Source organism: Mucilaginibacter glaciei (genome assembly GCF_014773245.1).
GTDB classification, from domain to species: domain Bacteria; phylum Bacteroidota; class Bacteroidia; order Sphingobacteriales; family Sphingobacteriaceae; genus Mucilaginibacter; species Mucilaginibacter glaciei.
Window position 1 is genome coordinate 13,244 of sequence record NZ_JACWMX010000009.1, and the last position, 24,657, is coordinate 37,900.

The following is a 24,657-nucleotide window of genomic DNA, read 5'->3' on the forward strand; positions in this document are numbered from 1 at the left end:
GTTGAAAAGGATTTGCTTTGGTAAACCGTTCACCAATATTCTTTTTTATCTATAGCTATAAAAAAACCTTAATGGCTTCGCCCAGGTCATAAACTTTTGTTTTTGTTTTGAAAGTGTTCTGGATAATACTGCTCCCCGCCGCGCTGCGGTAACCACCTGCGCAATGTACTACAATGGGTTTATTGAATGGTATTTCCAGTAATCGTTCCCGTAGTTCCGGCAAGGGTATGTGGATTGCTTTTTCAAATACCGGACGCTCTATTACTTCCGTTGTATTGCGGATATCTACAATAGTATATGCGGATAAATTCCCTATAAATTCAGAAACAATAATTTGTTCCATGGTTTCTTTACCCTGTTCGCCTATAAATGCAGCTTCAATAAATTGCTCATAGCCAATTTTAGCAACACGCCCAATCAGTTCTTCCAATCTATCTTCATTTTCGGCAATCAGGTAAAATGCTTCTCCTGGTGAAATAATACTCCCCAACCATGTCTCAAATTTACCGCCAGTTTGCAGGTTGATAGAACCGGGCAAATGACCGGCTTTGTAATCGGCTTCGGACCGGGCATCTATAATAAAGATACTTTTATCCAACCGGGCTGGTTTGCGCCTGTTAACAGCAGCAACTGATCCTGATAAACTACTTACACCTTGTCTGTTCACCGTCACATCGTACGGGAAATATTTCGGAATAAAAGGTTGGTCTTTTAGCAGTTCGGTTACAAACTGGTTTTCCGTCATCTCTTTTAATGACCAATTACTTATTTTCTCAGCGCCAATCGTGCTGCAATTTGCTTCGCTTAAAGCTTTTCCGCAAAGCGTCCCTGCACCGTGGGCAGGGTAAACCGTTACTGAGTTGTCTAATACGATTAGTTTATCACGCAATGAATGATACATCAGTTGCGCCAGCTCTTCACGCTTCGCTTTTAAGTTACCGGCGCTCTCCCTCAGGTCAGGCCTGCCACAATCACCAACAAACAAAGTATCGCCGGTAAATACGGCCTTATCTTTACCATTTTGCTCCAAAATTATGCTGATACTGTCGGGCGAATGACCCGGCGTATTTAAACTCTTCAATTTGATTTGTCCAAAATTGATCACATCGCCATCATCAAAAGCCTGGTGCGGGTAATTTGCGCCTACAAGTGCCGAACAATAAATTGTGGCACCTGTCAATTCATGCAGTTCCAAGTGCCCGCTAACAAAATCAGCGTGGGGATGCGTTTCAATTACACCTACAATCTTTGCCCGTTGCTGTTCTGCAAAAGCTATATAGGGCGCTAAGTTCCTTGACGGGTCCACCAGTATGATCTGGTTTGCGTGTTCAATTAATATCGCATAAGAATAATGCGAAAGATCTTTATCTTCAAATTGTTCAATTTTCATAGCTTCAATTAATGAGGTAATTTTTCACGTACTAATCCATATATCCATGTCCCGGCAATGGCGCTCAGCAGGGTAGCCAGGATCACCCCGAAGCCGCTCCCTATCTCAGCGAACAAAGGTCCGGGACAGGCGCCGGTTATTGCCCAGCCCAAACCAAAGATCAATCCGCCGTACACGTTTCCCCAATGGAACTTCTTCTCTGGAATAATAATGGGTTCCTTGTTGATCGTTTTTAATTGGAAATGCTTGATGAGTTGAATAGCAATAATCCCGACAACTATCGCGCTTCCAATAATACCATACATATGAAAGGCTTGAAGCCGAAACATTTCCTGTATTCTAAACCAGGATATCACTTCCGATTTAACGAGGATGATACCAAACAGCACACCCACGATCATAAACTTAATGTTTTTCATAGTTTTAATAAATAGGGTAAGATGAACCAGGTCATCGCAAATCCGCCGATCATAAAGCAACAGGTAGCCACCAGGGACGGCCATTGTAAGGACGAGATGCCCATAATGGCATGTCCCGAAGTACATCCGCCCGCATAGCGTGTTCCAAAACCCACCAGGAAACCGCCAAGTACCATGAACACAAATCCTCTTAAGGTAAATAGCTGTTTAAAGCTGAACACATCTTGTGGCAGGAGCCCGCTAAAATCTCTTACACCTTCGTGTTTGAGTGATCGAATAGTATCTTGGTTAATATTTGCGGCTCCGGGATCAGAAAGGAAAAGAGTTGCGATAAAACCGCCTATAACAATCCCCAATACAAAGAACAAATTCCAGCTCTCCTTTTTCCAGTCATACTTAAAGAACGAGATATGAGAAGGAACGCAAGCCGCGCAAATATGCCTCAGGGAAGATGATATACCGAAGGCTTTGTTACCCAATAAGAGTAAAGCCGGAACGGTAAGACCGATAATCGGTCCGGCAATGTACCAGGGCCAGGGTTGTTTAATAATGTCCATATTATTTAGTTAAAGTCGTGATCAAAACAAAAATGCCCATCAATAGGACGAACCATCCAAAGGCGGGCTTTAGTTTAGTATCATTTAAGTATTTTGTTAGAAAGCTGCCACCGATAATCCCCGTTATGGCAAATGCAGAGAACATAGCTAAAAAACCGTAGTTGATCGGTGCTTGCCGGCTTACATCTCCCAATACGCCCAATAGGGAACTAATCGTCATCACCATTAGCGAAGTGCCCACGGCTTTTTTCATTGGTAAACCGGCAAATAAAACCAATGAGGGGATGATAAGGAAGCCACCGCCAACACCAACAAAGCCGGTAATTATGCCGACAAGGACACTTTGGATAATCAATTTGGTATAATTTGATTCGGTCGCCGTCGCTATAACTACGTTTTCTTTACGGATCATGCTAATTGAAGCGGCGATCATTAGCGTTGCGAATACCAACATTAACAACACCGGTTTGGTGATTTCAAAGGTGCTGATACTGAATAAATGATAGGGCACATGGGGCATTACCCATTTACGCATAATGAATATGGAAATTAGGGATGGGATGCCGAATAGAAAAGCGATCTTAAAATTGACGTTGCCTTTTTGATAATGACTAAGGGCACCTGCTGAACCGGTTAGCCCGACAACGAAAAGCGAATAGGTCGTAGCCATTACGGGATCGATCCTGAAAAAGTAAACCAGGATAGGCACGGTAAGGATAGAACCGCCACCTCCGATCAGGCCCAATGATAAACCAACTAATATTGCTGCTATGTAACCTGCTATTTCCATTGACACAAAAGTAGCAGTTGGAAAACGGGTAGTTGGTGACCTATGTTACAGAGCGATATTTAAAGTGATCTTGTTTCGGGAAAGGGTTATTAACTGTTGTTTTTCCATTTGTTTGAGTAACCTGGAAATGACCTCGCGGGTGGTACCTAATTCTTCTGCCAGTTGCTGATGGGTAACACTAAACTCGTTCGAGCCGTAAACGCTGGCTTTTCTTTTTAGTAAGGTTACGATCCGGTCGTCCAGTTTCTGAAAGGCGACCGCGTTGATCACATTTAGCAGTTCCTCGAAACGCCGGTGATAAAGTTTAAATATAAAATCGGCCCACTCCGGGTATACTTTGATCCATTCGCTTGCTTTGACAATAGGTAGCATCAACACTTCTGAGTCTTCTTCCACCACCAATTTAACTTTACTTGTATCATCGTGAATACCGGCTAAAAAAGACATGATGCAACTCTCTCCGGGTTTAATATAGTACAGTAAGATCTCACGGCCATCTTCATCCTGACGCATGACGCGCATACTGCCCGATAGCACTACTGGAATAGACCGGATATAACTATTGGATTGCATTAAAACGGTTTCGGCAGGCAGTGTTTTGAGTTGGCTGTTGGCGCGTAATTCTTCTTCTAAAATAGCCCCGAATAGTTTCATGCGGTCAAAGGTAAAAATCTCCCGACAATATGATAATCATTATATTAAGACAATCATAAAATGTGTTTTTCAACACCTAAAAGCTACCTTAATAAAAGTTAAATACTTGGCAAAAGGTAATAAACAAGCAAAGCACTGATGATCAAAATGGCGACCGTAAGTGAAACCGATAATAAAAAAGAAGGTTTGTAAGCGTTATCCAATAATTGCTTTTCGGTTGAACGGTAACGAAAGAAAGACAACAATGCCATAGCAGCACCTATGGCCACCAGTAAGATGCCGATTTCTGAAGAATAGCCTTTAGTTGGCAACACTACTTTGCCAGGAAGAATTAAAGCCAACTGCCTTATGAAGAGGCTGAATTTAACCACCACAAAGCCGAAACCCATTAAAGCAATGCTTGTCCTGATCCAGGCAAGAAACGTTCTTTCATTAGCCAGGTGTTCACTCGGGTTGATGATCGGCTTATCGGCTTTCTTTTGAGTATGCATGTCCACAGCTGAAATTATACAACCTTCATTATTGAAATTTGTTCAGTCAGGAGGCTGTTATGATACGCTCTTTAATCAATAACCTCGAATTGCAATAATTAATTTGATGGGCCACCGTATATATCTTACGGATTACAGAAATCTTACTCAACGCAGGTCAGAAGCTTTTTATGGTTTTTTAAATTCATACCCAAGCACTTTGCTTTTGAGACTTACTTCTATCTGAACCATTCCCTTTTTAAACGCGCTTAATCCCGGCTCCCCGAGTTTTTCCTCCATGATCTTTTCAGCGGCGCTAACCGCCTCATAGATCTGAGGCATGACCTTTTTGCCATTTTCGGCCAGCGAAAAAAGATGCTCGTTATTGCACGCGGGATCTTCCTCAGCAAGCAGATAACCCATGTCCAGCAGTTGCTTTAGCATCGGCATCAGACTTCTTCGGTCAACTTCCATAAAATCGACGAGTTGCTTTTGTTTTACGCACCCCGCACTGCCGGAAATAAATAACATTGCCTCAGCCATATATTCTGTGTGCGGTGGCGGAAGTTGTAAAGCAAGCACTTTTACATATAGCTTGCTTAATCTTCTGAGATCTTTAGCGATCATAAATCCATTTTATAGTATACGAGCGATCATTTACGAAAATCAATCACTGCATCCGATATTAATAACCAGGTAATGCGTCAATAGCGCTGCCTACTACATTCGCGTTCAGGAACTCCGACAAAAGTGATTACTTCTAAAGCTCCAGTCGCTGTCGCTTACGGCTAAAGTGCAAGGTCAACTAAGTTGGACTGCATCTTAAAAAGTGTTTCATAAAAATGATCCAAATGCGTTTTGTCCACTTGCTGGTTGATCATAATATTCACTTGCTCTATCGCATCCTGTATCTTGGGCACACTTTCTTTCCCTTTACTGGTCAAATAGATAAAATGAGCCCTCCGGTCGGCTACGTTTTGTTCAGTACAAACAAAGCCGCTTTTGGTCATCCCTTCTATGAGCACAGCAATACGCGACTTATCCACCTGGAATAATTCAGCAAGCTCTTTATGGGTCGGGACATGTTCCGTGGAGGCCAGTAAAAGAATGATCTCTGCGTAATGTTCGAGGCGAAGATCTGGCAGGACTTTAACGATGGCACGGCTGTATAGCCTGCTTAAACGACGCAGGCTTTTCGATAATAAAATTTGCATAATAAATTTCTTTTAGACAAACAGATTGAAACTTGTCCGGAATGGACAGTTTGTTAAACGCTTATTACTAAAAGAATCAAATACGAAGGGCGAGCCGGAAAGGGAAAGTGGCCGAAAGGTAATGTGGTATCGGGGTAGGTGGCCTTAGTTGCCTTACTATCCGGGGAATTAAAAACGAGATCAAAAACACTCCGGCCAGTTGACCAAATAGGTTCTGTATATTTTGATCTTTATTCAAAACAAACTTATCCGTACGGTGCATCATACTGGATGTCTGAGCGCTGGAATTATCCGGTTTCCTTTTGAAGATAGAATTGTAGCGTACTTGCGACTTATTTGAAACCAAGTGATGATTGGGTAGCAAAAGAATATGGGTAAGCACGATAAACAGGTATGCCGCGGTCAGCAACAGCACACTCATTTTTTTTTGATCAGGCACCCTCATAAACAAATGTAAGTAATTTGGTTTATTTAATTCAAATCGCCAGGCCAAACCTGAAGGTTCTATAATTTTCCATTCCTTTCCAGGCATTGGGCTTCAAGCGCACAAAGTACTCACTGTGTGAGAATACCAACAAATAAAATTCAATTGCAACAATAATTTTGCAAAAAAACCTTTATTGTTTTGAGATATTTGCGATGCAATAATAAAAGGTGAAAAAGAAGCAGGCCACATTTCCAATAAATATCTTAGTGCTCGCGCTTGTTGCCGTGTATTTTTTCATGGCATCCACCCACATTTTTTTTATTCCCTGTCTTACTCAGGGCACCCATCATACAGCGCTTTCCCATAATTCTATTTTTAAAAGAAAGCTGGAATACCGGGCTGTTGCCGGCAAGCAACTGAGCATTATCCAGCGGCCTGATAAATCGATCTTCGAAGAGCGTAAAGCGTTATCGGATTCCATCAGATCCTTTTTAAGTTTTTTTACTATCCTGCTGTTTATTTCGCTGGTTTGGAGGTTTAAGCCCAAGTTCTTTGCTGACGTTTCCGGCCAGCTTTACCCTCCCCTTCATTCGTACTTATCGCTTTGCGTGATCCGGATCTGATCAATACCACTTCTGCAATAGTGCCGTACCAGGCCTTTTGCGCAATCTACATGCTTTTGTTTTAAGGTATTGCCGGTATAAACGGCCCTCACCATTTCTTTCATTTCCGAAAAATTAATATGCAAAGTTCAAAAAGACAGCTAATTGTCGTTATTTGCCTTTTTATTGCAGGGCATACTTACGCGCAGCAAACAAATCCGCCGGTCAAATTAAAAGACCTGTTAAACCGGGTAAACGAAAAAGCACCCTCGCTGCTCACGGACTCTGCTGCCATTACGATCAGGCAGGCCCAGGCTGCAGAGACCCACAGCAACTGGCTCCCCAACCTTAAACTGAATTACCAGGCGGATATAGGCACCAATAATAATGATGCCGGGCCTTACTTTGGCTTTGGTATTATCCCGTCCAATTCACGCGGCGTAAGGACTGAAAGCAATACCAGCGCGGTATTGACCAACCTGGGCATTGCAGCCCTCGACTGGGAGGTTTACAATTTTGGAGCCTACGCGGCCCAAAACAAGGTTGCTAAATCAGATATAAATGTTGAACAGAACAAGTTCACACAATCTAAATACCAGTTGCAGGCTTATACCATTGGCAACTACCTGCAATTAATGCGCCTGCAGGATCTCCTTGCTATTCAGAACAGGAATATTCAGCGCAACGAGCAGATCAGGCGCTCCATTCAATCACTGGCCAAAAGCGGCATTCGGCCGGGTGTTGACACGAGTATCGCCGAAGCCGAACTTTCCAAAGCACGACTTAATTATATCGAACTGGACAACCAGTTAAAAAGGGTTCAACTACAGCTATCAGCCATCAGCGGACTGCCCTATCAAAGCATCATCCCGGACACTGCCGCTGAAAGCCATATGATCGGTCAGGCAGTAGCACCTGCAATGCTGAGCGCAGACATGGCCAACAACCCTTTGATCAACTATTATAAGTCGATCTATCAAGGCAGCCTCGACCGCGAAGAACTGGTGAGGAAACAGTACAATCCGAAGATCTTGCTGGAAGCTGCCGTTTGGGGCCGTGGCTCCAGTATAGATGCCAATGATAATTTCAACAGCCTTTCTACCGGCTGGGGTTTTAACCGAAACAATTACCTGGTAGGGGTGGGTATTTCCTATAACCTGTTTGACATCCGGCGCAAACAGCTCAAACTCCGCACCCAAAAGGCAGCGACAGACTATGCGCGAAAACAACTGGATGAACAAAGGAATGCGTTAGCACTAAATGTGAACCAGGCAGATGTGGAACTGAACACCGCCAAACAACGTTTGCAGGAAATTCCGAACCAGTTGAAGGCGGCCAATGCCGGTTATAGGCAAAAGCTATCCTTATATAAAAGCGGCTTGACGGACATTATTGAACTGAACGCCGCATTAAATATTTTATATCGGGCGGAAACCGATTATGTACAAGCCAAATCTGCTTACACTAACGCTTTATTCCAGAAAGCCGTGACAGGCAACCAGGTCAGTTCAGTTTTAAACCTTTTAAATTAATTAACTATGTCAATGGTCACATCCGCACTCAAAAGGCCGATCACCGTCGTGGTGATCACCATGAGCCTTTTAATATTTGCAGTGCTTAGTGCAATAAAAATACCGATAGATATTTTTCCGCAGTTAAACCTGCCTACCATCTACGTTATCGAATCCTACGGGGGCATGTCACCCCAGCAAATGGAGGGCTTTTTCTCCACCCGTTTGCAAGACCAGTTCCTGTATGTAAATGGTGTTAAAACCATCACCAGTAAGAACATACAAGGTTTAACGATGCTGAAGCTTAGTTTTTACGAGAACGTAAACATGGCTGAGGCCCAGGCGCAGGTTGCCCTGCAGGTCAACCGGGCGATGAAGTTCTTTCCGCCGGGTGCCCTGCCGCCCCAGGTGGTACGATATGATGCGTCATCCCTGCCGGTTGGTCAGCTGGTCCTATCCGCTCCCGCCCGCAGCTTAAAGGAAATTTATGATATGGCGGCGACCCGTATCCGCCCAATGTTTGCCTCGGTACCTGGCTTGTCAGCGCCGCCGCCGTTTGGTGCAAACTCGCGCTCGATCACCGTAAGTGTAGACCCCAACAAAATGCGCAGTTATGACCTGACACCCGACCAGGTAGTAGAGGCGCTGGCTAAATTCAACGCTATGTCGCCATCAGGTAACCTCCGTATCAATAACACCATGTTTACCACGACGATCAACTCTTTGGTAAAAAAGTCAGAAGAGTTTGGTGACATTCCCATCAAAACCAAAAACGGGGTTTCCGTCTTGGTGAAAGATGTCGCTCGTGTAGCTGATGCCGCTGACGTCACGGTAGATTATGCGTTGATCAACGGGAAACGCTCAGTGTATATCCCGGTGGTTAAAACCGCCGATGCCTCTACATGGTCAGTGGTGCAAAGCCTGAAAAGCAAGATCCCGGAAATGCAAAGCTTACTGCCGGATGATGTGAAGATCTCTTACGAATTTGACCAGTCTATCTTCGTAATCAATGCCGTAAAAAGCTTAATAACTGAAGGCGGTTTGGGTGCCTTACTTACAGGTTTGATGGTATTGCTGTTCCTGCGCGACTGGCGTAGCAGCCTGATCGTAGTGATCACAATCCCGGTGTCGATTTTATTAGGCGTGTTCCTTTTGGGCATGTTCGGTCAAACCATCAATATAATGACCTTGAGCGGGCTGGCACTGGCCATCGGTATCCTCGTCGACCAGGCGACGGTAACAATTGAGAACATTCACCAGCATTTGGAAATGGGGAAATCAAAAAAACTGGCTATTTATGATGCCTGTGAAGAGATAGCGTTTCCACTACTCCTAATTCTACTTTGTATTCTGGCGGTATTTGCTCCATCCTTCCTGATGAATGGCGTGCCCAAGGCTATGTTCCTGCCCTTATCAATGTCCATCGGTTTGACGATGATCGTTTCGTATGTTTTAGCACAAACCCTGGTACCGATATTAAGTAATTGGCTGATCAAAGCCGAGCAGTACCAGCATTATGTACATGGCGAACTCCACGCACATGCGGGCGAATCTTTAAATCAAAAAGAAGAAACACAGGTTAATAAACACCTGAAAGAAGAGCAGGATCATCCCGAAGACAACGACTTTTTTGAAAAGGTAAAAATGCGGTTCATGGGGATCATCACCCGCTGGATGCCGAATAAAAAACTGATAGTACCGATATATACCGTGGCTGTTATCGTACTGGCCGGTGTGGGTTTTGTGGTCATTGGTAAAGACATGATGCCGAAGCTGAATAACGGTCAATTTCTGATCCGCATCAAGGCACCTGATGGCACCCGCCTGGAGCGCACAGAAGATAAATTTAAAGCGGTGCTGAACATTATCGATAAGACCGTCGACCATCATATCGCCATCAGTTCCGGCTATGTGGGTATCGTTCCCAGCAGCTACGGTACCAGTAACCTGTACATATTTAATACGGGTACACATGAAGCTGTGCTGCAGATAAACCTGGATGAACATTATAAGGTGAACATGGATGAGTTAAAGGACGCCCTGCGAAAAAATATCTCTCATCAGTTACCAGATCTGCGGATCACCTTTGAACCCATCGATATGACCGAAAAGATTATGAGCCAGGGAGCGGCAACGCCTATTGAGATTAGGGTAGCTGGAAAGGATATGGCCCAGATAGAGGGTTATGCCAATAAAGCGGTCGCTAAATTAAAACAGATCAGCTACCTGCGCGACGTACAAATTGTACAGCCTTTAAGGATACCCGTAGTAGCCATTACGCTTGACCGTCAAAAGGTGTCGCAATTCGGGTTGAATGTAACCGATATTGCACGTTCAGTTACGGCCAGTACCTCTTCCAGCCGTTTTACAGAAAAGAATCAATGGCTGGATGAAAAGGCAGCCTATACCTACCAGGTGCAGGTACAGATTCCGGAGTATGTCATGAATACGATGGACGAGTTGAAGGAAATTCCTCTCCTGAAGGGGCAAAGCACCCCAACACTGGCTGACGTCGCCGATTTCAAGGTGATCTATTCACCGGGTGAATATGACCGTTCGGGTCCCCGCCGTTTTTTAACGGTGAGCTCCAATATTTATAAAAAGGATCTGGGCACCGCAACTGCCGATGTACAAAAGGTGATGACCTCCCTGGGCGCACCACCAAAGGGATTGGTCGCAGAGTTAAAAGGAATGTCCAGCTTGTTGACCGAAACCATGAGCAGTTTGCAAAGTGGTTTAGCCTTCGCGGTATTAGTGATATTCCTGTTGCTGGCAGCCAATTACCAGTCATTCAAGCTTTCTTTAACGGTACTTTCTACGGTTCCGGCGGTAATATTAGGTTCACTGACCGCTTTATTGCTAACAGGTTCTACGCTTAACCTGCAATCCTACATGGGGATGATCATGTCTACCGGAGTATCGGTAGCGAACGCAATCCTGATCGTAACGAATGGTGAAAAATTGCGCCTGGAATTTAAAGATGCTACTCGTGCATCGATCACGAGCGCAGCTATCCGTTTGCGACCTATCCTCATGACCAGCTTTGCCATGATGGCGGGTATGGTGCCGATGGCATCTGGTATGGGTGAAGCAGGAGAACAGACCGCACCTTTGGGCCGCGCTGTGATCGGCGGCTTATTTGCTTCGACGCTTGCCGCCCTGTTTATTCTACCATTGGTATTTGCCTGGGTACAGGACAAGACCACTTATGAATCACCGTCATTAATGCCGGAAGAGACCATTGCTATTCAAACTTCAACGATATAAACACATGAAAACGAAAATAATCATCTTAGGCGCGGCAGCCTGCTTTTTAGCAGCCTGTTCCGGTAACGAAAAGCCGGTAGACCTGACCGAAGCGAAAGCAAGCGGGAACAAGAAATATGAGACCGGTACGATCACCGAAAAAGCTTTGTCCAGCTATGCCAGGTTACCCGGACGGTTAAACCCGTACAACGAGGTTAACCTGTTTCCCAAAGCAAACGGTTTTGTAAAGCAAATCTTTGTAGACCGGGGTTCGCAAGTTACGAAAGGACAATTGTTAATTACCCTGGAAGCACCTGAAATGGAGTCGCAGCTACAGGCGGCTAATTCGCGCTATTTACAGGCGCAGGAAACGGCTAATGCCAGCAAGGAAAAGTATAACCGCTTGAAACAAGCCGCTGCTGAACCGGGTTCGGTATCCCCGCTGGACCTGGACAATGCCGTATCCCGGATGAAATCGGATATGGCCATCGCCAATGCTGAAAGATCAAATATGGAGTCCGTTAAAACTATGCAAGGTTATCTTAAAATTTACGCGCCGTTTGACGGCACCATCGTGCAGCGGAATGTATCGCCAGGCGCATTGGTCGCGCCCGGCAAAGGCACTGACCAGCCCATGTTAGTACTTCAGGATACCCGAAAACTGCGCCTGGAAGTAGCCATCCCCGAAGATTACGTGGATAAAGTGGACCTCAAGCAGGCCGTTACCTTTACCTTTAACGCCATGCCAGGTAAGGAACATACCGCGAAGATCAGCCGTTCGGCTAATGCCTTGGGCAATATGCGGTCAGAAGCAATCGAGATTGATGTGATCAACAAAGACGGCCAGCTGAAACCCGGTATGTATGCAGAGGTAAAGATCCCGATGGTTTCCGGTGCCAAGTCTTTGCTGGTACCTAATACCGCAATCGTTCGCTCCACCGAGCGGGAATATGTGATCACGGTAAGAAACGGTAAGGCGAAACTGGTCGATATCAAAGAAGGACTTGCTGGAAAAGATTCTACGGAAGTTTTCGGTGCTTTGGTTCCCTCAGACGGTATCGTTACCAAAGCCAGCGACGATGTTAAAGACGGTACAGTTATCAATTAAATTCTGAACCGGCATGGCCAAGTTCGGGATCATGCCGGTTTTTTTTTAACGGAATAATGCGATAGTGCCCCTTGGCGATCAGTACTGCTAACTCGAAGAAAATCCACATAGTAATAATATTGTACATCAGATGATCGTGGGTTACATTAGGAAATATCTGCAATTTGATACGGATGGCATATCGCCTAAAGAGGTGGCTACGCTTAAAGAAACGTATGAATTACTCAATTATAAGTATAAAACGCAATTCCTTGATTACAAGGAAACCAGGAATTTAAATTTTATAGATCTGGCTATGCAAGCCAACCTAGCCGGTATGCTGATGGTCCAAAAACAGGTCAAGAGATGCTTTTTGATATTTACAAAAAGCCAAAGTAGGGCATCAAAAATGAACTGGAATGACCGGCAAGGAAGCGATAACAGCTACCAGCTCCGCGCATGTACTATATTGAGGAAAGATTACGGTAAAATTTTTATTCGTCGGAAATCATTGATCGATAAGATCATCAATATTTTCGTGGTCACGCTGTAATTTCCGGTGAATGGTTAGGTGATCAAAATAATGAACCAAACAGGACTTATGCAATTTTTATTTTCACAAACGCTTCTCCGAATCAACAAATCATACCATAATTTGATCATTGCTGAACTACCTGAAATGTATCCACTCAGATCTTGACATTGCGATATTGGCCGTCCTTTTTTTCATAAATATAAGATGACCTAAAAAGAAATGGCTGATATCCTCCATATAGATGCGTCGCGTTTATCTGGCCTTCTTTTCGACTTGGTCCAGAAAGGATATGTTGTTACTGAAAAAAACGTTTAAAGAAAAAAAAGATAACCACGGAGAAATTTGCAAAAAACTTGTCCAAATTAATAGCATTTGACTAAAACAACTTTTCACCAAAAACTACACAAATTTCCTCCAGAATAGTATGATAACTTGTTTAAAAATTAAGATCATGAAAAAAACGTTTTTGATGGGCCTTGCCCTAATTTCCACATGCAACCTAATGGCACAAGACTTAAAAAGTAAGGATGTGCCCCAGGCTGTTAAAGCGGCATTAATGAGTAAATATCCCGATGCCGCTAAAGTTAGTTGGGAAAAAGAAAAAGGAAATTACGAAGCCAATTGGGGTGGCAAATCGGGCGAGGATAACTCGGTAGTATTTACCCCAGCGGCTGTATTTGTTGAAATTGTCAAAGCAATACCGGTTAGCTCCTTACCTGTGTCTATAGCGCCTTATGTCGCGACACATTACAAAGGCCAGAAAATTAAAGAAGCGGGGAAGGTTACCGATGTTACCGGAAAAACAATGTATGAAGCCGAAATTAAAGGTGGTGATCTGATTTTTGATGATAAGGGCAACTTTATAAAAAAGGACTAAATTTTAATGCACCGTTATATTAATCGAAAATCCATTATGCTTTAAGTGATATGAATTCTAACAATAGGGTTTCTGTTACTTACGGCATTTGTTTTTTTCTTCCCATCATCGCTGATAGACCACGAATTTTCTGAAGAGGTACAAGAGCAGCATAACCTGATTTTAGACATTGTGATGAAAGCGATTAGCTGGGTTGGTTATTTGCCTAATGCGCCCATTAACGTTACAAGCATCGCACTTGTACTTTTTTATTTTAAATATAAAAAAGAGGCATTATTTCTTTTATTTACACTCTTATCAGGTGCGATAAGTTCTATCATTAAATATAGACCAATCGTCCCCGGCCTTCAGAGCCGTTGGTAAGAATAATAGTTAGAACTCAACAGAAAAGTTTCCCCAGCGGGCATGTGCTTTTTTATGTGCTATTTTTTTGGCTTTTTAACATTTCTTATGTACGAAGTCAACATTCCGAAATTCATTAAAGTACCGGTTTCAGTAATTAGCCTGCTTTTTATTTTTACAATACCTTACCCGCGTGTTTACATGGGTGCGTATTGGTTTACTGATGTAGCTGCCGGGTTTTGTTGGAGCTGATATGTTTGTACATTTTGAGTGTTTTATATTTAAAAAAGCCCTCAATAAAATAACAATTAGAAAATACGACAATGAAGGATTAGGTTTTACCCAATAAAAAAAATGCCCCTAATTGATCAGGGATAGCACTTTGGTGACATATTGAATCGTATTGTTGAAATATTAACGTTTGTTAGACAGATACATAATTGCAGAATTTTTTCTTATCGATTTATGTATTTATATTCCAACGTTAAATTTCAGGTTGTTGAATGATGGTTGGCTGACAATCTTAGCTAAAACCATTTTATGGATTTTTGCTCAAAATCCAGCGGTATTCATTAGCCAATTGTTTCCATATAACTATATCAAATTCACATTTTCATTCCATCCATCTGAACGTTCCCATTTTTGAAGATCGTTTCACTATTCAATAAGTAAGCCCCGTTGGTGACTACGATCTCACCTGGGTTTAGTCCTGAATTAATCGGTACATAAGACTGATTGCCTATCCCAACTGAGATCATTTTCGCCGTAAAACTGCCGTCCGAATTCTTTACCCAAACCTTGCTTCCTTTGCCATCGGTTAAAACAGCCGACGCAGGAACCGCTAATACCTTGGTACTACCGTTTCCGATAATTAAATAAGCCTGCATACCCGGCCTGATCAATCCCTGTGTATTTGGAATACTGATCCTGATCAGCACCACTTTGGAAGACCCGGATAGTTCAGGGTTTATAAATTCGACTTTGCCTTTGATGACCTGCCCGCCCAGGTCAGGAAGGGAAATATTTACTTTATCGTTCTCTTTGTAAAGCCCGGTTTCATTGGAGTAAAGTTGGGCTTCCACCCAAAGGCTATTTAACCCCTGTGTCTTTAGTACGGTCATACCTTCGGTAACATAATCACCCTCATGTACGGCGATATCGCTTACCGTACCCGCAACATTACTCAATATGGTGTTTGTTGCAGACACCTTTTGGGATACTGACAAGTTTTTGATCTGTGACGCGGATAAACCCCATAATTTCAACTTGTTTTCTGCCGCGCTCATCAGCTGGTTGTAATCCACATCAGGGTTATGTAATACTTTTTGCTGTTGTTTGGCCAACAGGTATTCTTTTTCTGCTTCCTGCAGATCTTCACTGTAAAGCGAATAGACCGGCTGGCCTATTGCTACCTTTTCGCCAATAGCCCGGACAAACAATTGCTGTACCCGCCCGGATAACCTGGCGCTGAACTCCGCTGCGGTGTTTTCATTAGTCGTAACAGTGCCGGTCAGCGTTTTTTCGCTGCCCGTGTTTTCTTCCCTTATCGTGTCGGTTTGTATCCCGGCCAGTTGCATTTGTGTAGCATTTAGGGTTATCGTATTGGCGCTTGCGGCATCTGTTAATTCCACTTTAATGAGTTTCATGGCGCAGATGGGACAATTCCCGTCGTGATCTTCATGTACCTGCGGGTGCATGGAACATGTATAATAGGCTTTGCTTGATTGGTTAGCAATTGGTTTGGGCGTATGCTTGCAAGCCGAAAAGAAAACGGCGAACAACAATATTATATAAATGAGCTTATTCATTTCCTTTGGTTTTAATAAAGCTTTCGCTATCTGATAAATATTGGGCATTGACCGCCAGGCTGTCCGTGGCTAACAATCCTTTGGTTACTTGTATGTCGTTACCGCTTGTAAGCCCGGTATTAACCTCATGCGCTTTAAATAATGCACCCTGCTTTAACCATACCACTTTGGTATTGCCGAGATCCAGCAGGGCTGTTTTAGGTATCCACAAAGCTTTGACAGTTCCGGTTTGGATACTGGCTTTAACCAAAGCGTTTACTTTAAATTCATGATCCATATTATCGAGATATACCCGGATGCTGGTGGTTTTATCACCACCCTGAAGAACAGGTTCGATGAAATTTACCCTTCCTTCTATCGGCGTACCAGGCATATCCGGCAACGTCAGCCGAATGGCTTGATTTAACTTTAAGGTGCCTGCCTGCGACTGGCTAACCTTAATAATCGCCCATAAGCGATGCGGGTTAACCACATTGAAAAGTGTTTGACCTTTGGTAATGTATATACCCTCCTTAATGACTAAGGGGGAATTATTTGTAAAGTCGGTTGGTGTTTCTGTTGTCGTAGCGCCCGGCATTTGGCTATGCGCCACATCATGCACATGACCCTCATAAGCGCTATAGACCGGGATACTGTAAAACGCTTTGCCCGTTTTAACCACTTGGTTAACCTGGGTTAAGGTCATACCTAACAATAAAAGTTTTTGCCGGGCCGCATTGATCAATTCCATTTCCTGCGCCGAGTGTGTGATCAGATAGATTAGATCCTGTTGCGCCGTTACCAGATCAGGGCTATAAATATCGAAAATGCGCTGCCCGGCATGGATTTCCTGAAAAGCGTATTTAATATACAACTTTTCGATACGGCCGGAAAAACGGGAAGCGATATTATTGAAGGTGCGGGTATCAAAATCTAAATAACCATCCGCCAGAATTTCGGTAGACGTTACTTTCTCTACAGGTGTAATCGAGCCAACGGAAGAAATAACGTTGCCGTTAACCGGTTGTAAAACAGTATTCAGACCGATCCCGGCACCTTCGCTGGCCTGGCCTGACTTCTTTACCAAGGTCATCCCACAAATCGGACAGCTGCCCGGATGGTCTTCCATGATCTGCGGGTGCATCGGGCAGGTATATTTCACATCGGTTTTCGACGCGGTTGCAACCGTCACAGGTTTTTTATTTTCACAGGCGCTTACCACCAGCATTATGGCTAATGATAAGACGAGCATCTTAATACTTTTCATATTCCCTTTCATATGCGACCTGTAAGGTTAATAATTCCTGTAAGCGGTCTAGTGCCGCCATTCTTACCGATTGCAAACTTTTGATCCCGTCCAGCACGGAGGGCAGATCGCCGGTATTTTGTTCGTAAGCCTGCAAAGACGTTTTATAAGCGTTCTGCAGGGCAGGAATAATGTTTTGTTTATAGTTCTTTAGCTGCCGTTTTTTACTGCTCATATCCGTTCTTAACCCTGCTAATTGCCCCTGTGCCTGGTTAAGGATATTCAGTTTCTTTTGTTGCAACTCCTGAACTTCGAAGCGGATGCCCTTTAGGTTCGCTTTATATTCTTTAGATGCCCAGGGTACAATAGGAATGGTAATCGAACCCATTAAAATATATTGGTTGGCCATGCCGCCATAGCTTTGCATATGTCCCGCCTGTATCCCGAAATCCGGCTTGCGTTTGGCGTATTCCATTTGTGAATTGAGTTGCTGTAATTCGATATTGCGATTGATACTTTGGATATCGCTTCGTGCACCGGCCAGTGTTGCAGTATCGGTAATGTTGGTTTCGTAATCATTTATCACAATAGTGGTATCGACGGTAAATATTGTTGACTGCGCCTGGTCCATTAGCGTATTGAGCATGATGTTCCTTTGGCTGATCTCATTATTCAATTGCTCACGCGTATTATCCAGTTCAAAAAGGTCGGCTTTGGCTCTATAAATATTGGACAGTTTTTCCTTGCCGTAGGTCAGCCGGATATTGGCATCTTTCAGCATATACTGCAACAGGTTTTGCGTATTCTGCAACTGCACCAGCTTCTTCTCCAGTACCACCCGTTCATAGTAGTATTGCTTGGCTTGCGCGATCAGTTGATTTTTCAGGTAATTCTTATCTTCCTTCGTAACGTTGGATAAGCCTTTCATATATTCTTCCTTAGCCCGAAGTTTGGCAGGATTGGTAAACATTTGCTCTGCCTGGATCATAAAGGCACCGCCATTAGGATTTATTTGATAAGGTACCTGATATTGTCCCGCGCTGATTTTCGGCGCATCCAGGCTTTTTGCCCCGGTCGCGTAAGCATCCTGTGCACTCCCTTTGGCATCATAAGATAGCAAGGCCGGGTTAGCGGCTACGCGGGACAAAACGCTGTCTAAAGGCAGGCGTTGCGCGCTCGCAATAGTTGCAGCACATATTAAACCTATTAGTATGATTTGATATTTTTTCATTATTCCTTTACCTCCAATACTTCCAGTTTGCCATGCTTTTTTAACTCGTATTCCTTTACCATTAAAAAGATCAAAGGCGTAACCAATAAAATATGGGTGGAAGATGTTAATACTCCGCCAATCATCGGCAGCACAATCGGCTGCATCACATCGCTTCCAGTCCCGGTAGCCCAAAGCACAGGCACCAAGCCAAACAAGGCCACGCAAACCGTCATCAGCTTTGGGCGCAACCGTTTCACTGCGCCATTCATGACATATAACCGCAAGTCTTCCTTAGTGATAGTTGCTGCCGAGTTTCCCTTTAAGGCCACCAATTGCTGCATGGCATCATTCAGGTAAATCACCATTACTATGCCTGTTTCTACGGCAATGCCAAAGAGGGCTATAAAGCCGACAGCCACGGCCACTGATAAATGCACGCCGAAGAAGTACACCATATATGCCCCGCCAATTAAAGCGAATGGAATGGAGATCAAGCTAAAAAATGCTTCCCGGATCGAATGGAAAGCAAAATATAAACTAGCAAAGATGATAATGAGCACAATGGGCAAGATCATTTTTAAAGTATGCTCCGCCCGGATCAGGTTCTCATACTGGCCGCTCCACTCGATGTAGTAGCCTTTGGGCAGCGTTTTAACCAGGTTATTAAGTTTGTCCTGCGCTTCCTTTACCGTACTGCCCAGATCGCGGTCACGGACGTTAAATAATACCGTGCCCCGCAACAAGGCATTTTCTGATTGGATCATAGCCGGACCGTCGCTGATCTTGATATCTGCAACCGAGGATAAAGGTACGGGGCCATTATTCATGGTTTGCACCAACGTCCGTTTAATCACCTCCAGGTTATTCCGGTAATCCTGCGCCAAACGCGCATTGACGCTGAAGCGCTGCCTGCCCTCTACGGTCGTCGTTAAATTCATCCCGCCCAAAGCGCTTTCCACCACTTCATTTACATCGTCCACGCTCAATCCATATCTTCCAATAGCATCTTTATTCACTTTTATATCCAGGTATTTGCCGCCGGTGATGGGGTCAACGTATAAGTCTTTTACGCCGTTTAAACCCATTAAAGCCTGTTTCATGTGAGTGGCCAAAACATTGATCGTGTCCAGGTTCTGTCCGTACACTTTTAAGCCTACATCGGTACGGATGCCGGTAGAGAGCATATTGATGCGGTTAATAATGGGCTGTGTCCAGCCGTTAACTACGCCGGGGATTTGCAGTTTGGCATTCAATTCATTGATAATATCCTCTTTTTTGATACCCTTGCGCCATTCACTTTTTGGCTTTAGCAACACAATGGTTTCGGTCATGCTAATGGGTGAGTTATCTGTAGCGGTGTTCGCCCGGCCTGCTTTGCCTAATACATTAGCCACTTCGGGTATGCTTTTAATAATCTTATCCTGTACCTGTAATAATTGCTTGGCTTGCGCATTAGATACATCCGGCTGGGTAACCGGCATAAACAGGATCGTTCCCTCATCTAATGGCGGCATAAACTCACTGCCCAAGCTTAACAAAAGCGGTATACTGATCAATAATGCAATGATATTGATACCGATGGTGGTTTTGCGCCAGGTTACACACCATTCCAGTACGGGACGGTAAATTCTTTCCAGTCCCCGGTTAAGTGGATTATGGTCGTCTGTTCTTAATTTCCCTTTCAGGAAGAATGAGATCAGTACCGGGGCCAGCGTTACCGCCAAAATAGCATCTATCGCCAGGATAAAGGTTTTAGTCCAGGCTAAGGGGCCAAACAATTTGCCCTCTTGACCTTCCAGTAAAAATACCGGCAGGAACGAAGCAACAATAATAAGCGTAGAGAAAAACACGCCACGGCCTACCTGTTTACAGGAGGTTTCGATAATTTTTATTCTTTCTGCTGTGGTCATGATTTTTCTTTTTCTTGTGCGATGGATAAGTTCCTATGCGAATTTTCGACCATCACAATCCCGTTATCCACGATCACCCCAATGGCTAAAGCGATACCTGTTAATGACATGATATTGGAGGATATGCCAAACGCGTTAAGCAAAATAAAGCTGGCCGCGATAGTAATTGGAATTTGTATAATAATGCTCAAAGCACTTTTAATACTCAATAGAAATAGGACTACGATAATGGATACCGTGATCATTTCTTCGATGAGCGTATGTTTAACCGAACCAACCGCATTTTCGATCAGTTCGCTACGGTCATAAGCGATCTTAAAACTAACGCCAGCAGGCAAGCCCTTTTGAATATCCGCCATTTTAACCTTGACTGCATGGATCACCTTATCTGCATTTTCGCCGTAACGCATCACCACAATACCACCAACCGCTTCTCCGTTTCCATTGCGGTCAAAAATACCCAGGCGCTCATCGCCGCCCATTTGCACCGTAGCAATATCTTTGATTTTAACAGGTATGGTATTGATCACCCCAACGGGGATATTTTCCACATCGGCTAAGCTTTTGATGTAGCCCAGGCCACGGACTATATAACCAGTGCCGTTCATCTCAAACTTGCGCCCGCCTACATCATTGTTATTGCTTTTGATGGATTTAAGCACTTGCGATAAAGGGATACGGTAATAGTTGAGTTTATTAGGATCAATAGTTACCTGGTATTGCTTTTCAAAGCCGCCGAAGGAAGCAACTTCGCTTACACCGGGAACAGTTTGTAAACCCAGTTTTACATACCAATCCTGTAAAGCGCGTTGCTCACCTAAGTCCATGCCTTTGGCATCGAGCGTGTACCACAAAATATGCCCCACTCCCGTACCATCCGGCCCGAGTGTTGGAGTAATACCCTGCGGCAATAGGCGCTGCGCGTAGTTCAGCCGCTCCAACACCCGGCTTCGTGCCCAATACACATCAGCTTTATCTTCAAATACAATATAAACGAAGCTCATCCCGAACATGGAAGTAGCGCGGATCGCCCGGACTTTGGGGATACCTTGCAGATTACTCACCAGCGGGTAGGTCACCTGGTCTTCCATGACCTGCGGGCTGCGGCCCTGCCATTCGGTAAAAACGATCACCTGATTTTCAGACAGGTCAGGAATCGCATCAATAGGATTTTCTCGTATGGCATAAATACCCCAGGCAAACAGCGCGATGGCGATTAGCAATACGATATACCTGTTTTTTAAGGACAGGGAAATAAGTTGATTAATCATCTTAATTATTTTAATCAGCCCTCCGCTGGTCGGCGGAGGGCTGAATGAATTACATTTTCATTTTTTCTGCGGGTTTCTTTTTAGCATCAGTCTTTTTAACGAGTGTCATGCCGCACTTCGGGCATTTACCGGGCTTGTCACTTAATACTTCCGGGTGCATGGTACAGGTGTATTGTACTTTAGCCGGTTTTACTTTTTTGGTTTGGGTGGTGTCGGATACCGGATTGATACTACTGGCTGCAAATACGGTTGCGGCAGAAAACAGGATGGCAGCAGCCATCAGCATTAACTTTTTCATGTTGTTAAAATTTAAAAATGAATAAATAGCATAGGTATAACCTATACGGGATTATGAATTAAGATGGATTGCGATGGGAAATATAGCCGGGTAAAGAAATTACGGGCTAAGAAAAAATACAGGTTAGATCCTGTAATTGCAGTTTAAAGTATAAATCGGTGTAGCAGCGTCCCCCGGTGGGGCATGTGCCTGATAGCGGACCAGCCCGATTTGTTCCGATACAATTGTAATACTTGTCCAAGAATGGTCAACCGGCAGTATAGCCGCTGAAATATCATTTAAAGCAAATGAAACTGAGCCAACATGCGTATCCTTTACTTTAAAGGATTTCACATCATTTTTGCAACAATTATCTTTATCTGTATGATCCATGATGGCGTAGGTCAGTTTAACCGAAGCCAGCTTGCCGCAGCAATAAAAACGGTTCACTCCGATACCCACACATGATAATAGGTAAATAGCCGTTAATAAGACAAGCGCGGAGCGTTTCATTGATACGAATATACTTATAAATTTATAGGATTACCTTAATGCTGTTTCTGGTATTAAGATTTTACTTTTAACAGACTTGCATTGATCGCAACGACCACGGTGCTTACCGTCATCAATACGGCACCAGCCGCCGGACTCAATACAATGCCCTGGTTATATAATACCCCTACAGCCAATGGTAGCGCCACGATGTTATAACCTGTCGCCCAGGCCAGGTTCTGTATCATTTTCCGATAGGTCGCTTTGCCAAATAGGATCAGGCTGACAATATCTTTTGGATTGCTGTTCACTAAAACAATCCCTGCTGTTTCCGCCGCTATATCGCTGGCCGAACCAACCGCAATACCAATATCCGCTTGCGCTAATGCAGGCGCGTCATTCAGCCCGTATTGGACAAATTTCGAACTATTTTATTGAGGATTTACGCAAAATCTCAAATATTTCTAATTTCATATAAATGCGATAATAAAATGAGTTTATATTCTACTCCCGGGTTGAAATTATCGGAAATGCCTTTGTTAAATTTTCGCTGTCGCTGATAGCACCTTAAAAAAATATTTTGCTCTTCAGCTATTGACCCACTACTTGTAAATCAGAAAATTAACTTTAATTCATTTATGTATACCAAAATATTCAAGCACTAATAGTTACATCAGTTAACTTTTCTGAAAGTGCCCATAGCCTTTGCGCATTGTTCCGGTCTATCGCGTAACCCAGCACACCATTTGACATCTGGCTCCCCGCAGCAGGTGTTTCAACAACCCTCGCAATATCATTATCCTCGCAGTGCACGCCGCCAATTCCATTTAATAAAGGGCTGGTGGCACAAAATAAAGTAGTTGCCGCGCCCTGGGCGATAGTTTTTAAGGTAGCTTCCATTTCGTTTTTCAGGCTGCCGTCTTCATTGATGGCATTAAGCTTGATCAGTTCTTCATGCGACAGGTATTTCTTTAAATTGGTATCCATAATCCGGCCCGGATGGACCGAGTATGAACGAATACCCTGATCCTTCCCAATGGCATCCAGTTGTACGCTAAAAAGGATATTGGCAGTTTTAGATTGGCCGTAAGCTATCCAACGGTCATACGGTGTCTTTGTAAAGTTAGGATCATCATAAATAATGTCGGAAAAGCGGTGTCCAAGCGAAGATACATTAACTACTCTGGCGCCATTTGCCTGCTTCAAAGCATTCCATAAACGCACGGTCAGCTGATAATGCCCGAGATGATTGGTAGCGAACTGGGATTCATACCCGCGTTCGTCTCTTGCTAACGGTGAAGCCATGATGCCGGCGTTATTGATCAGCAAATGTATCGGCCTGCCCGAAGATAAAAATTGAGCGGCGAAATCGTCTATACTGGCTGGTTTTATAAGGTCCATATAAACGAGTTCTAAACGGTCGGTATAATCTTTAAATAGTAATTGCGTCGCTTCCAGGTTTCTTGTCGGTACAATTACGGTAGCACCTGCAGCATGTAATAAGCGCACGTTTTCCTGTCCTATGCCTGAGTAACCCCCGGTAACGATGGCGATCTTATTAGTCAGGTCAATACCTTTCATCACCTCTTCGGCAGTATTTGAAAAATCATATCCGGAATGTATGGGATGTTGTTGTTCAGAAATCGAGTAATTCATTGAATTTTTCATTTTTTATGTTTTTAATTAAACCGCACTTTATAATGATGAGATTTTATATAATTAGAGGGTACACATCAATTCAGGGGATCGGCAACCGGAAAGTCTACCGGTATATCGGTTAAGGCGTAAACATAATTCGTAAATACCCTAACTGCCACAAGGCCCGTTAGTTCTATAAGCGCACTTACCGTATAACCTTCGCCAAAGAAACAAGTCACCAATATAGGATCGGCCTCTCCTTTATTTTCTGCTATGGATTTCGCCAGTTGAATCATGGTATTTAGTTTCATGTCCTTGGCTATCCCTTTACGGATCAACAGTGTTTCTTCTTTACTATAACCCCGTTTGATAGCCAAAGCCGTATGGGCAGCTAAACAGTATTTACATCCATTTACTTCCGATACCACAAGGGCAATGGCTTCTCTCTCTTTAGGCGTAAATGCCCCCTTATTTAAAGCTTCTTCAAAATTCAGAAACCCTTCCAGTGCGTTGGCCGAATAACCAATGGTGGCGTAGAGGTTAGGCACTTTGCCGGCACGTTGTTTAATACGATCAAATAGGATTTGGGCTTCCAAATTAACCTGGTCGCGACTGGGTACATTGATCTTAGTTTTCATGATACTAAAAATTCTTTTTTGTTAATCAAAAGTACTACGACGGGCGACGGGTAAACATGGACAA

At 43.8% G+C, this 24,657-nt stretch carries 24 protein-coding genes and 1 pseudogene; 6 read left to right on the top strand and 19 right to left on the bottom strand.

Going from position 1 to position 24,657, the window contains the following annotated elements; genetic code table 11:
* Positions 1 to 55: 55 nt before the first annotated feature.
* The 9 genes from IDJ76_RS18190 to IDJ76_RS18230 all read right to left on the bottom strand — a co-directional run bounded on the left by IDJ76_RS18190 (position 56) and on the right by IDJ76_RS18230 (position 5,939).
* Positions 56 to 1,390 carry an MBL fold metallo-hydrolase gene (locus IDJ76_RS18190; RefSeq protein WP_191165279.1) on the bottom strand — a complete coding sequence of 445 codons (1,335 nt, stop codon included), beginning with the start codon at positions 1,388 to 1,390 and terminating at the stop codon, positions 56 to 58.
* Positions 1,391 to 1,398: 8 nt separating this feature from the next.
* A complete protein-coding gene (locus IDJ76_RS18195; protein ID WP_224746402.1) occupies positions 1,399 to 1,809 on the bottom strand; it encodes a DUF6691 family protein in 411 nt (136 codons plus the stop codon).
* A complete protein-coding gene (locus IDJ76_RS18200) occupies positions 1,806 to 2,366 on the bottom strand; it encodes a YeeE/YedE family protein (RefSeq protein WP_191165283.1) in 561 nt (186 codons plus the stop codon). The genes IDJ76_RS18195 and IDJ76_RS18200 overlap by 4 nt, the downstream gene beginning before the upstream one ends.
* A 1-nt stretch (position 2,367) precedes the next feature.
* Positions 2,368 to 3,156, bottom strand: a complete 789-nt coding sequence (locus tag IDJ76_RS18205) for a sulfite exporter TauE/SafE family protein (protein ID WP_191165285.1) — start codon at positions 3,154 to 3,156, stop codon at positions 2,368 to 2,370.
* 45 nt (positions 3,157 to 3,201) lie between these two features.
* Positions 3,202 to 3,810 carry a Crp/Fnr family transcriptional regulator gene (locus IDJ76_RS18210; RefSeq protein WP_191165287.1) on the bottom strand — a complete coding sequence of 203 codons (609 nt, stop codon included), beginning with the start codon at positions 3,808 to 3,810 and terminating at the stop codon, positions 3,202 to 3,204.
* 98 nt (positions 3,811 to 3,908) lie between these two features.
* The gene (locus IDJ76_RS18215; protein WP_191165289.1) at positions 3,909 to 4,301 is read right to left on the bottom strand and encodes a YidH family protein; all 393 of its coding nucleotides are present in this window, start codon (positions 4,299 to 4,301) and stop codon (positions 3,909 to 3,911) included.
* 168 nt (positions 4,302 to 4,469) lie between these two features.
* Positions 4,470 to 4,907, bottom strand: a complete 438-nt coding sequence (locus tag IDJ76_RS18220; protein ID WP_191165291.1) for a helix-turn-helix domain-containing protein — start codon at positions 4,905 to 4,907, stop codon at positions 4,470 to 4,472.
* Positions 4,908 to 5,068: 161 nt separating this feature from the next.
* Positions 5,069 to 5,494, bottom strand: coding sequence for a MarR family winged helix-turn-helix transcriptional regulator (locus IDJ76_RS18225; protein WP_191165293.1), 426 nt, complete (start codon positions 5,492 to 5,494; stop codon positions 5,069 to 5,071).
* A gap of 76 nt (positions 5,495 to 5,570) precedes the next feature.
* Positions 5,571 to 5,939, bottom strand: coding sequence for a hypothetical protein (locus tag IDJ76_RS18230; protein ID WP_224746403.1), 369 nt, complete (start codon positions 5,937 to 5,939; stop codon positions 5,571 to 5,573).
* Positions 5,940 to 6,148: 209 nt separating this feature from the next.
* Between IDJ76_RS18230 and IDJ76_RS18235 the strand changes: the two genes are divergently transcribed.
* From IDJ76_RS18235 to IDJ76_RS18260, 6 genes are all read left to right on the top strand, one after another.
* On the top strand, positions 6,149 to 6,544 hold the full coding sequence (locus tag IDJ76_RS18235; protein ID WP_191165297.1) for a hypothetical protein: 396 nt from the start codon (positions 6,149 to 6,151) through the stop codon (positions 6,542 to 6,544).
* A 119-nt stretch (positions 6,545 to 6,663) separates the two neighbouring features.
* Positions 6,664 to 8,055, top strand: coding sequence for a TolC family protein (locus tag IDJ76_RS18240; protein ID WP_191165299.1), 1,392 nt, complete (start codon positions 6,664 to 6,666; stop codon positions 8,053 to 8,055).
* 12 nt (positions 8,056 to 8,067) lie between these two features.
* Positions 8,068 to 11,301 carry an efflux RND transporter permease subunit gene (locus IDJ76_RS18245; RefSeq protein ID WP_317173979.1) on the top strand — a complete coding sequence of 1,078 codons (3,234 nt, stop codon included), beginning with the start codon at positions 8,068 to 8,070 and terminating at the stop codon, positions 11,299 to 11,301.
* A 4-nt stretch (positions 11,302 to 11,305) separates the two neighbouring features.
* On the top strand, positions 11,306 to 12,388 hold the full coding sequence (locus IDJ76_RS18250) for an efflux RND transporter periplasmic adaptor subunit (protein WP_191165303.1): 1,083 nt from the start codon (positions 11,306 to 11,308) through the stop codon (positions 12,386 to 12,388).
* Between the two features lie 130 nt (positions 12,389 to 12,518).
* Positions 12,519 to 12,920 (top strand): hypothetical protein, encoded by a 402-nt coding sequence (locus IDJ76_RS18255; protein WP_191165305.1) that lies wholly within the window; start codon positions 12,519 to 12,521, stop codon positions 12,918 to 12,920.
* 433 nt (positions 12,921 to 13,353) lie between these two features.
* Entirely contained in the window at positions 13,354 to 13,779 is a 426-nt protein-coding gene (locus IDJ76_RS18260) for a PepSY-like domain-containing protein (protein WP_191165307.1), read from the top strand.
* A 947-nt stretch (positions 13,780 to 14,726) separates the two neighbouring features.
* Here the strand turns inward: IDJ76_RS18260 and IDJ76_RS18265 are convergent.
* The 10 genes and pseudogenes from IDJ76_RS18265 to IDJ76_RS18310 all read right to left on the bottom strand — a co-directional run bounded on the left by IDJ76_RS18265 (position 14,727) and on the right by IDJ76_RS18310 (position 24,593).
* On the bottom strand, positions 14,727 to 15,929 hold the full coding sequence (locus tag IDJ76_RS18265) for an efflux RND transporter periplasmic adaptor subunit (protein ID WP_191165309.1): 1,203 nt from the start codon (positions 15,927 to 15,929) through the stop codon (positions 14,727 to 14,729).
* Positions 15,922 to 17,175, bottom strand: coding sequence for an efflux RND transporter periplasmic adaptor subunit (locus IDJ76_RS18270; RefSeq protein ID WP_191165311.1), 1,254 nt, complete (start codon positions 17,173 to 17,175; stop codon positions 15,922 to 15,924). Before IDJ76_RS18270 ends, IDJ76_RS18265 begins: the two co-directional genes overlap by 8 nt.
* Positions 17,162 to 18,385 (bottom strand): TolC family protein, encoded by a 1,224-nt coding sequence (locus tag IDJ76_RS18275; protein ID WP_191165313.1) that lies wholly within the window; start codon positions 18,383 to 18,385, stop codon positions 17,162 to 17,164. The genes IDJ76_RS18270 and IDJ76_RS18275 overlap by 14 nt, the downstream gene beginning before the upstream one ends.
* Positions 18,385 to 20,277, bottom strand: coding sequence for an efflux RND transporter permease subunit (locus IDJ76_RS21055; RefSeq protein WP_191165315.1), 1,893 nt, complete (start codon positions 20,275 to 20,277; stop codon positions 18,385 to 18,387). The genes IDJ76_RS18275 and IDJ76_RS21055 overlap by 1 nt, the downstream gene beginning before the upstream one ends.
* Positions 20,274 to 21,548: an efflux RND transporter permease subunit gene (locus tag IDJ76_RS21060; RefSeq protein WP_191165317.1), complete on the bottom strand. Its 1,275-nt coding sequence runs from the start codon at positions 21,546 to 21,548 to the stop codon at positions 20,274 to 20,276. Before IDJ76_RS21060 ends, IDJ76_RS21055 begins: the two co-directional genes overlap by 4 nt.
* Positions 21,549 to 21,597: 49 nt before the next feature.
* Complete coding sequence (locus tag IDJ76_RS18290) at positions 21,598 to 21,846, bottom strand: heavy metal-binding domain-containing protein (RefSeq protein WP_191165319.1); 249 nt, start codon at positions 21,844 to 21,846, stop codon at positions 21,598 to 21,600.
* 123 nt (positions 21,847 to 21,969) lie between these two features.
* Positions 21,970 to 22,338, bottom strand: a complete 369-nt coding sequence (locus IDJ76_RS18295; RefSeq protein WP_449560065.1) for an HYC_CC_PP family protein — start codon at positions 22,336 to 22,338, stop codon at positions 21,970 to 21,972.
* A 53-nt stretch (positions 22,339 to 22,391) separates the two neighbouring features.
* Positions 22,392 to 22,724: pseudogene (locus IDJ76_RS18300) on the bottom strand (heavy metal translocating P-type ATPase); the annotation flags it as partial.
* A 247-nt stretch (positions 22,725 to 22,971) separates the two neighbouring features.
* Positions 22,972 to 23,985, bottom strand: a complete 1,014-nt coding sequence (locus IDJ76_RS18305; RefSeq protein ID WP_224746404.1) for an SDR family NAD(P)-dependent oxidoreductase — start codon at positions 23,983 to 23,985, stop codon at positions 22,972 to 22,974.
* 65 nt (positions 23,986 to 24,050) lie between these two features.
* Positions 24,051 to 24,593: a carboxymuconolactone decarboxylase family protein gene (locus IDJ76_RS18310; protein WP_191165323.1), complete on the bottom strand. Its 543-nt coding sequence runs from the start codon at positions 24,591 to 24,593 to the stop codon at positions 24,051 to 24,053.
* Positions 24,594 to 24,657: the final 64 nt, after the last annotated feature.

Excerpts from the sequence above, each read along its gene's own strand:
- IDJ76_RS18190 (WP_191165279.1), bottom strand. The coding sequence starts at position 1,390 with ATGAAAATTGAACAATTTGAAGATAAAGATCTTTCGCATTATTCTTAT.
- IDJ76_RS18195 (WP_224746402.1), bottom strand. The coding sequence starts at position 1,809 with ATGAAAAACATTAAGTTTATGATCGTGGGTGTGCTGTTTGGTATCATC.
- IDJ76_RS18200 (WP_191165283.1), bottom strand. The coding sequence starts at position 2,366 with ATGGACATTATTAAACAACCCTGGCCCTGGTACATTGCCGGACCGATT.
- IDJ76_RS18205 (WP_191165285.1), bottom strand. The coding sequence starts at position 3,156 with ATGGAAATAGCAGGTTACATAGCAGCAATATTAGTTGGTTTATCATTG.
- IDJ76_RS18210 (WP_191165287.1), bottom strand. The coding sequence starts at position 3,810 with ATGAAACTATTCGGGGCTATTTTAGAAGAAGAATTACGCGCCAACAGC.
- IDJ76_RS18215 (WP_191165289.1), bottom strand. The coding sequence starts at position 4,301 with ATGCATACTCAAAAGAAAGCCGATAAGCCGATCATCAACCCGAGTGAA.
- IDJ76_RS18220 (WP_191165291.1), bottom strand. The coding sequence starts at position 4,907 with ATGATCGCTAAAGATCTCAGAAGATTAAGCAAGCTATATGTAAAAGTG.
- IDJ76_RS18225 (WP_191165293.1), bottom strand. The coding sequence starts at position 5,494 with ATGCAAATTTTATTATCGAAAAGCCTGCGTCGTTTAAGCAGGCTATAC.
- IDJ76_RS18230 (WP_224746403.1), bottom strand. The coding sequence starts at position 5,939 with ATGAGGGTGCCTGATCAAAAAAAAATGAGTGTGCTGTTGCTGACCGCG.
- IDJ76_RS18240 (WP_191165299.1), top strand. The coding sequence starts at position 6,664 with ATGCAAAGTTCAAAAAGACAGCTAATTGTCGTTATTTGCCTTTTTATT.
- IDJ76_RS18245 (WP_317173979.1), top strand. The coding sequence starts at position 8,068 with ATGGTCACATCCGCACTCAAAAGGCCGATCACCGTCGTGGTGATCACC.
- IDJ76_RS18250 (WP_191165303.1), top strand. The coding sequence starts at position 11,306 with ATGAAAACGAAAATAATCATCTTAGGCGCGGCAGCCTGCTTTTTAGCA.
- IDJ76_RS18255 (WP_191165305.1), top strand. The coding sequence starts at position 12,519 with ATGATCGTGGGTTACATTAGGAAATATCTGCAATTTGATACGGATGGC.
- IDJ76_RS18260 (WP_191165307.1), top strand. The coding sequence starts at position 13,354 with ATGAAAAAAACGTTTTTGATGGGCCTTGCCCTAATTTCCACATGCAAC.
- IDJ76_RS18265 (WP_191165309.1), bottom strand. The coding sequence starts at position 15,929 with ATGAATAAGCTCATTTATATAATATTGTTGTTCGCCGTTTTCTTTTCG.
- IDJ76_RS18270 (WP_191165311.1), bottom strand. The coding sequence starts at position 17,175 with ATGAAAAGTATTAAGATGCTCGTCTTATCATTAGCCATAATGCTGGTG.
- IDJ76_RS18275 (WP_191165313.1), bottom strand. The coding sequence starts at position 18,385 with ATGAAAAAATATCAAATCATACTAATAGGTTTAATATGTGCTGCAACT.
- IDJ76_RS21055 (WP_191165315.1), bottom strand. The coding sequence starts at position 20,277 with ATGACCACAGCAGAAAGAATAAAAATTATCGAAACCTCCTGTAAACAG.
- IDJ76_RS21060 (WP_191165317.1), bottom strand. The coding sequence starts at position 21,548 with ATGATTAATCAACTTATTTCCCTGTCCTTAAAAAACAGGTATATCGTA.
- IDJ76_RS18290 (WP_191165319.1), bottom strand. The coding sequence starts at position 21,846 with ATGAAAAAGTTAATGCTGATGGCTGCTGCCATCCTGTTTTCTGCCGCA.
- IDJ76_RS18295 (WP_449560065.1), bottom strand. The coding sequence starts at position 22,338 with ATGAAACGCTCCGCGCTTGTCTTATTAACGGCTATTTACCTATTATCA.
- IDJ76_RS18305 (WP_224746404.1), bottom strand. The coding sequence starts at position 23,985 with ATGAAAAATTCAATGAATTACTCGATTTCTGAACAACAACATCCCATA.
- IDJ76_RS18310 (WP_191165323.1), bottom strand. The coding sequence starts at position 24,593 with ATGAAAACTAAGATCAATGTACCCAGTCGCGACCAGGTTAATTTGGAA.